Below are 6,694 nucleotides of genomic sequence, written 5' to 3'. Positions count from 1 at the left end.
CTGGCATCGATGGCGCTTTTCGCGCCCGTCCAGATGATTTTCCCCTGATGCAGCATCGCCACCCTGTCCGCTATCTTGCGTACGCTCGCCATGTCGTGCGTGATCGTCAAGGCGGTAATTTTCAGGTCCGTGACCAAAGTGCGGATAAGCCCGTTGATAACATCGGCCATGATCGGATCCAGCCCCGTCGTCGGCTCGTCGAAAAAGATGATGTCCGGGCGGGCCGCGATCGCCCGTGCCAGCGCGACGCGTTTCTGCATGCCGCCCGAAAGCGCGGCTGGCCGCAGGTCGGCGACATCGCTGCCCAGGCCAACACGCGCCAGATTGTCGATGGCGGCGGCCCGGCGCGCTGCGGCTGAACCATCCAGTGCAAAGCTGACATTGCGCCAGATGGGGAGCGAATCGAACAAGGCGCCGCCCTGGAACAACATGCCGAACCGCGCCTGGTGGCGGCCGAGCGCGCGGCCCCGCAGGCCCGTGACCTCTGCGCCGTCCACCAATATGCTGCCCGCGTCGGTCTTGATCAGGCCGAGGATGCATTTCAGCAGCACCGATTTGCCGGTACCCGATCCGCCGATGATGACGACATTCTCGCCGGGCATGACATCCAGGTCCACGCCGTCCAGCACGACCTTCGGCCCGAAACGCTTGGCCACCCCGGCAAGACGGATGCGGGGTGTCATGACCCGAACACGATGACGGTGATGATGAGGTTGGACAGCAGGATCAGGATGAAGCTGGACACCACGGCATTGGTCGTCGCCCGGCCCACCCCGGCCGCACCGCCGCCGCTGTGATAGCCATGGTAACAGCCCATCAGCGCGATGAAAAAGCCGAAAACCGCCGCCTTGACCAGCGACGACACCACGTCATCGGTTTCCAGGAACCGCGCGGTGGTGGCCAGATACTGCGCCGAATTGAACCCCAGCCGCGTCGTGGCAAGCAGCCAGCCGCCCATGACGCCCAGCGCATTGGACACCAGCACCAGCAGCGGCATCATCAGCACCGAAGCCAGGATGCGCGGGCCGACCAGATAGCGAAACGGATCGGTACGCAGCGTCACCAGCGCATCCATCTGCTCGGTGACGCGCATGGTACCAAGCTCGGCCGCCATCGCGCTGGCGACGCGGCCAGCCACCATCAACCCGCCCAGCACAGGCCCAAGTTCGCGCACCACGCCGATGACCGTCACCGCCGGCACCGTCGATGCCGCGTTGAACCGGCTGCCGCCGATGAAGATCTGCTGCGCCAGCGCCGAGCCGGTGAACAGCGCCGTCAGGCCCACGACGGGCAGCGAAAACCAGCCGATGACCAGCATCTGCTGCACCAGCTGCCCCGGGTACCAGGGCGGCGACACCAGCCGCGAAAGCGTCGTGCCGGCGAACCGCAGCAGCCGCCCGATGCTGGCCAACAGCCCGGTGACAACCGCGCCGATGGCAATCAGGGCATGGGCAAGAGTGGCGGCGGCGTTCATCGATAAACCCGCGCATAGCGGCCACCAAGCCCGGTCAGCAACTCATATTCCGACGCGCCTGCCAGGGCCGCCGTGCCCGCCAGATCGAAATCGACATCGACCCATTCGCCCTCCGCAACCGGTGGCGCATCGGTCACGTCAAAGGCCGCCATGTCCATCGATACGCGCCCGGCCGCCGGGCAAGTGACACCGCCGATGCGGGCGCAGCCTTTGTTGGACAAGGCGCGGCGGTAGCCATCGGCATAGCCCAGTGCCAGCGTGGCGATGCGGCTGGGCCGTGCAGCGACAAATGTCGCGCCGTATCCGACGCTGGCGCCGACAGCTACGTCATGGACTTGCAGGACCCGCGCCGACAGGGACGCCACAGTGCGGGCATGGCGCCCGCCCGGCAAAAGCCCGCCGCCGAACAGAGCGATTCCGGGGCGCGTGCGGTCGAACAACCAGCCCGGCCCCAGCGCGATGCCGCTGGAATTGGCCAGTGCATAGGCGCCGGCCGGCACCGCGGCGGCAACCTCGGCAAAACGCTGGCGCTGGATGTCGTTCAGCGGGTGACCCGGCTGTTCTGCGCATGCCAGATGGCTGTGCAAGACCGTCACCGTCAGGCCGGCCAGCAAGCCTTGCGCCTCGGCCGGCGCCAGCCCGAGCCGGTTCATGCCGGTATCGACCATGGCCTCGCACGGCCTGCCGGTCTGGCGCCACGCTGCAACCTGCGCCGGGGTGGCGAGCACCGGCGTGGCCGGCAGCGACAGCGCAGTTTCGATCTCGTGCGGCGCAGCGCCGTGTAGCACCGAAACGGATACACCCGGCGGCAACGGCAGCAGCGCCGCCACTTCGGCCCAGTGCGCCACATAGAAATGCCTGCATCCGGCCGCCGCCAGTGCCTTCATGGCGGCGCGGGCGCCGAGGCCATAGGCATCGGCCTTTATCGCAGCGCCGCATTCGGCACGTCCGGCCGCAGCCAGGTCGCGCCAATTGGCAACCATTGCGGCCAGATCGACCGTCAGCCGGGCTTGGGGGGCAGGTTCGCGCATGGATATCCCTGACTTAGCCGTCGAGATGCCCGGCGGCAACATTGGGCAATATTCATGGGCGAGCAAGCCAGGCTCGTGTAGACAGCACCCATGATGAAAATTGCTTCAAGCCTTATTTCCCTGACACTGCTGGCTGCAACGCCGGCCTTTGCCCAGGCGCAACCGCGCCCGGACACCGAATTCTGCGCGCAGGCGCGCGCCAAGGACCCGGGCGGCATTTGCGCGCCCAAGGGGGAATATGTAACGCCGGAAAAAGTCTATCTGCCCGATGGCCGCGTCATCTTGCGCACCACAGGCAATTGAACGGGCGGTAACCAACCCCAAGTCGCCTCAGTCGAACAGCGAGCTGACCGAGCTTTCCTCGTTGGTGCGGCGCATGGCTTCGGCCAGAAGCGGCGCGATGGTGATGCGGCGCACGCGGCTGGCGGCCGTGACGGCGGACACTGCGGCGATGGTATCGGTGACGACCAGTTCCGTCAGCGCCGACCCTTCGACCCGCGCCACGGCGCCGCCTGACAGCACGCCGTGCGTCACATAAGCTGTGGCACTGGCGGCGCCGGCCTCAAGCAGCGCGGCGGCGGCATTGCACAGCGTGCCGGCCGAATCGACGATGTCATCGACCAGTATGCAGCGCCGGCCGCGCACATCGCCGATGATGTTCATGACTTCGGATTCGCCGGCGCGTTCGCGGCGCTTGTCGACAATGGCCAGCGGCGCATTGCCCAGCCGTTTCGCCAGTGCGCGGGCGCGCACGACGCCTCCGACATCGGGCGACACGACCATGATGTCGTCACGGCCCAGCCGTGCCTCGACATCGGCGGCGATCACCGGCGCTGCATAAAGATTGTCGGTGGGAATATCGAAAAAGCCCTGGATCTGCCCGGCGTGCAGATCGACCGACAGCACACGGTCGGCGCCGGCCTTGGTGATGAGGTTGGCCACCAGCTTGGCCGAAATCGGTGTGCGCGAGCCGGATTTGCGATCCTGCCTGGCATAGCCGAAATAGGGAATGACCGCTGTGATGCGGCGCGCCGAGGCGCGGCGCAGCGCATCGATGCAGATCAGCAGCTCCATCAGGTTGTCGTTGGCCGGGGCGGCAGTCGGCTGCACGACATAGACATCTTCGCCGCGCACATTCTCGTGCACTTCGACAAAGATTTCCTCATCGGCAAAGCGGCGCACCGACGCCTTGATCAACGGTATCTCGAGATAGGCGGCGATGGCCTGCGCCAATTCCGGATTGCCGTTTCCGGCGAGAATTTTCATGTGGTGCGTCCCCCGCTTGCGCGCTGTCGCTGACTGGCGCTTGCGCGCCGGGGCATAGCCGGACTGTCATCGTCCGGCAACATGGCTTTCAGCAAAATGCGGTAATCGGCAGCGCCGCGACCAGCGCGGACACCAGCGGCACATCGGCGGGCGGCATCGGTAGCGCCGCCATGTCCTGCGGAAACGCCCAACGCAGCGCCTGGCCATCAAGGCCCTGCGGCGTGCCCTGCCAATCCTCGCAGAGATACAGCAGCATCAGCAGGTGAAAATCGCCCATGTCGTGACTGACAAAGCTGAACGGCCGCAGCGCCGGCGCAGTGATACCCAGTTCCTCCGCCAGCTCGCGGACCAGCGCGGCTTCGGGTGTTTCGCCGGGTTCCAGCTTGCCGCCGGGGAATTCCCAAAGGCCCGCCAGCGACTTGCCGGGTGGGCGTTGTGCCAGCAAAACGCGGCCGTCGCCGCCCACCAACGCGGCGGCTACCACCGTCACCAGCCGCATCAGCGCAGCACGATCAGCTTGACCCGCCGGCCCGGTTCCAGCCGGGCATTGGCATCGACATGGTTGAGCACCGTAAAACGCGCGATCTTGTCATCGTCATAGGCCATGCGCGCCGCCAGGCTTTGCACCGTGTCACCCTTGGCAACCCTGACCACGGACACGCGGCGGGTGCGGGCGCGGCTGTCATTGCCAGCGGCCATGCGCCGCACCGAACCGATCAGCGGGTCAAACGCCGGTGCGCCGCCCTGGGGCGCCAGGCCGAGGATATGGTAATAGCTGTCCGGTCCCCAGCGATATACCGCCAGCACGGCATCGACGGGGCGGCCGCCCGAACCGCCGGCGGCGCGGCTGACGGCCACTTCAAGGCCGTTGATACGCTGCGCCGACAGTGCACCCGGCTGCGCGCCAGCCTGCCTCCAGATGCGCGCACTATAGGCGGCAAAATCCTCGCCCTTGCCGCCGCCGCCGGCAAACTGGAACCGCGCGCCATTGCCGCTGGTGCCGGTCACGGCCTCGGTGCCGTTCTGCAATACAAAGCCCTGCGGCGCGTCGAACGCCACGCCGATGCCGCTGTGGCGGAAGCTGCGCCCTTCGACGGTGCCCTGCGACGGGTCATCGTCAACGACCATGCCATCGATGGCATCGAGAAACGCGTCGCGATTGGTGGCGCGGGCGCCGGCATTCGCCGATGCGATCTTGGCCTCGGCCAGGATGCGCCGCACGCGTTCGGGCGTCGAGGGATGGGTGGACAGCCATTTGGCAGGCTGGCCGTCGCCCTTGCCGCTCAGCCGTCCTTCGAGGCTGGTCTGGGCGCCAAGCGCGGCCAGGATGTCGCCGCTGGCCATCGGGTCATAGTTGGCGCGCGTCAGATACCGCACGCCAAGGCTGTCGGCCTGGCGTTCCTGTTCGCGCGAATAGCCAAGCGTCGTGACCTGAGCCAGCATGTTGGCGCCCTGACCGACCATCTGCGATCCGGTCACGGCACCGGCAAGGCCAGCCAATATGCCCGACAGTGCAGCACGGGTCTGGCGCTTCTGGCCGTGGCGGGCAGCGACATGGCCGACCTCATGGCCCAGGACAAAGGCCAGTTCGGCCTCGTCATCCATAAGCGCCAGCAACTGCCGTGTGATATAGACGTACCCGCCGGGGATGGCGAAAGCGTTGTTGGCGTTGGAGTTCAGCAGCGTGACCGTATAATCCTGCGGCCGCGTCGACGGGTCGGACTGCACGGCGATTTTCTGGCCGATGCGGCGGACATAATCGGCTTGCGGGCCTGACATGGCGCCGCCGAATTGCGAGACAAGCTGCGGGTGGGCCTGCGCCCCGGCGCGGCGGTCGGCGTCGGACAGGCCGGCAGACTGGGCAAAAGCCGGCGCGGCAAACGGGGAGGCCAGCAGAATAGCGGCGGCGACAAACAGGGGGGAAGGCGTCATGGCGCCGATATTATCTGCAATTGTCGCGGCGCGCCATGGCTGGCAGATAAGCGGCCGGCACCTCAGCCGATGCGGCCCATGTCCATGTATTTCGCGCGCCGTGCCTTGATCAGCGCCGCCGGCGACTGACCGAGCAAGGGTTGCAATTCGGCGGCAATCGCCATGCCCAGCGAGGCAACGGCGGCAGCGGGATCGCGGTGGGCACCGCCCAGAGGCTCGCTGACAATAGTGTCGATGACGCCCAATGATCGGCAATCGGCAGCCGTGACGCGCATCGCCTCAGCAGCATCGCTGGCGTGATTATTGGCCTTTTCGGCGGCGCGCCACAGGATGGAGGCGCAGCCTTCGGGCGAGATCACCGCATAAACAGCGTGTTCCAGCATGATGATGCGGTCGGCGGCTGCAATGCCGATGGCGCCGCCAGACATGCCTTCGCCGGTGATGGCGGCAATGATCGGCACCGGCGCGGCCAGAAACGCCGCCGTGGCGCGGGCGATGGCTTCGGCCTGGCCGCGTGCTTCGCCGTCAAGGCCGGGATAGGCGCCGGCGCTGTCCACCAGCGTGATCACCGGCACGTTGAAACGCCCCGCTAGTTCAACCAGCCTTGCCGCCTTGCGATAGCCTTCGGGCCGCCCCATGCCGAAATTGTGTCTGACGCGGCTGGCGGTGTCGTTGCCCTTTTCATGGCCGATGATCATCACCGGGGTGCCCTGGCCGCGCAGCCGGCCGATGCCGCCCAATATGGCAAGGTCATCACCGAAATTGCGGTCGCCGGCCAACGGCATGAAGTCTTCGACCAGCACCTTGACCATGTCGGAAAAATGCGGCCGTCCGGGATGGCGGGCGACCTGCGTCTTTTGCCATGGCGTCAGCCGCGCATAGGTTTCGGCCAGCAGCCGCCGCGCGGCCCCTTCGGCGTGGCGGGCGCCTGCCTCGTCGCCGGACGCGCGATAATCGCTGGCGCGTGCCAAAATGGTTGCCACGGGCTTTT

8 protein-coding genes are annotated in these 6,694 nt (G+C 66.7%); 1 reads left to right on the top strand and 7 read right to left on the bottom strand.

Annotated elements, in window-relative coordinates; genetic code table 11:
- From RMQ73_RS09995 to RMQ73_RS09985, 3 genes are all read right to left on the bottom strand, one after another.
- On the bottom strand, window positions 1-683 hold a 683-nt coding region (locus RMQ73_RS09995), incomplete at its 3' end, for an ATP-binding cassette domain-containing protein (protein ID WP_310498059.1).
- Complete coding sequence (locus tag RMQ73_RS09990; protein ID WP_310498058.1) at window positions 680-1,474, bottom strand: ABC transporter permease; 795 nt, start codon at window positions 1,472-1,474, stop codon at window positions 680-682. The genes RMQ73_RS09995 and RMQ73_RS09990, both read right to left, overlap by 4 nt.
- Entirely contained in the window at window positions 1,471-2,505 is a 1,035-nt protein-coding gene (locus RMQ73_RS09985; RefSeq protein ID WP_310498057.1) for an alanine racemase, read from the bottom strand. Before RMQ73_RS09985 ends, RMQ73_RS09990 begins: the two co-directional genes overlap by 4 nt.
- 90 nt (window positions 2,506-2,595) lie before the next feature.
- Between RMQ73_RS09985 and RMQ73_RS09980 the strand changes: the two genes are divergently transcribed.
- On the top strand, window positions 2,596-2,808 hold the full coding sequence (locus RMQ73_RS09980) for a hypothetical protein (RefSeq protein ID WP_310498056.1): 213 nt from the start codon (window positions 2,596-2,598) through the stop codon (window positions 2,806-2,808).
- Between the two features lie 27 nt (window positions 2,809-2,835).
- Here the strand turns inward: RMQ73_RS09980 and RMQ73_RS09975 are convergent, their stop codons facing one another.
- From RMQ73_RS09975 to RMQ73_RS09960, 4 genes are all read right to left on the bottom strand, one after another.
- Window positions 2,836-3,771 carry a ribose-phosphate pyrophosphokinase gene (locus RMQ73_RS09975; protein WP_310498055.1) on the bottom strand — a complete coding sequence of 312 codons (936 nt, stop codon included), beginning with the start codon at window positions 3,769-3,771 and terminating at the stop codon, window positions 2,836-2,838.
- 88 nt (window positions 3,772-3,859) lie between these two features.
- On the bottom strand, window positions 3,860-4,270 hold the full coding sequence (mutT, locus tag RMQ73_RS09970; RefSeq protein WP_310498054.1) for an 8-oxo-dGTP diphosphatase MutT: 411 nt from the start codon (window positions 4,268-4,270) through the stop codon (window positions 3,860-3,862).
- Window positions 4,270-5,703: a M48 family metalloprotease gene (locus RMQ73_RS09965; RefSeq protein WP_310498053.1), complete on the bottom strand. Its 1,434-nt coding sequence runs from the start codon at window positions 5,701-5,703 to the stop codon at window positions 4,270-4,272. The genes mutT and RMQ73_RS09965 overlap by 1 nt, the downstream gene beginning before the upstream one ends.
- 62 nt (window positions 5,704-5,765) lie before the next feature.
- Window positions 5,766-6,694: acetyl-CoA carboxylase carboxyltransferase subunit alpha (locus RMQ73_RS09960; RefSeq protein WP_310498052.1), on the bottom strand; the 929-nt coding region annotated here is incomplete at its 5' end.

The organism is Sandarakinorhabdus sp. (assembly GCF_031430775.1).
Classification (GTDB): Bacteria; Pseudomonadota; Alphaproteobacteria; order Sphingomonadales; family Sphingomonadaceae; genus Sandarakinorhabdus.
Note: the sequence above shows the minus strand (reverse complement) of the source record. Positions and strands in the feature narration are given on the sequence as shown.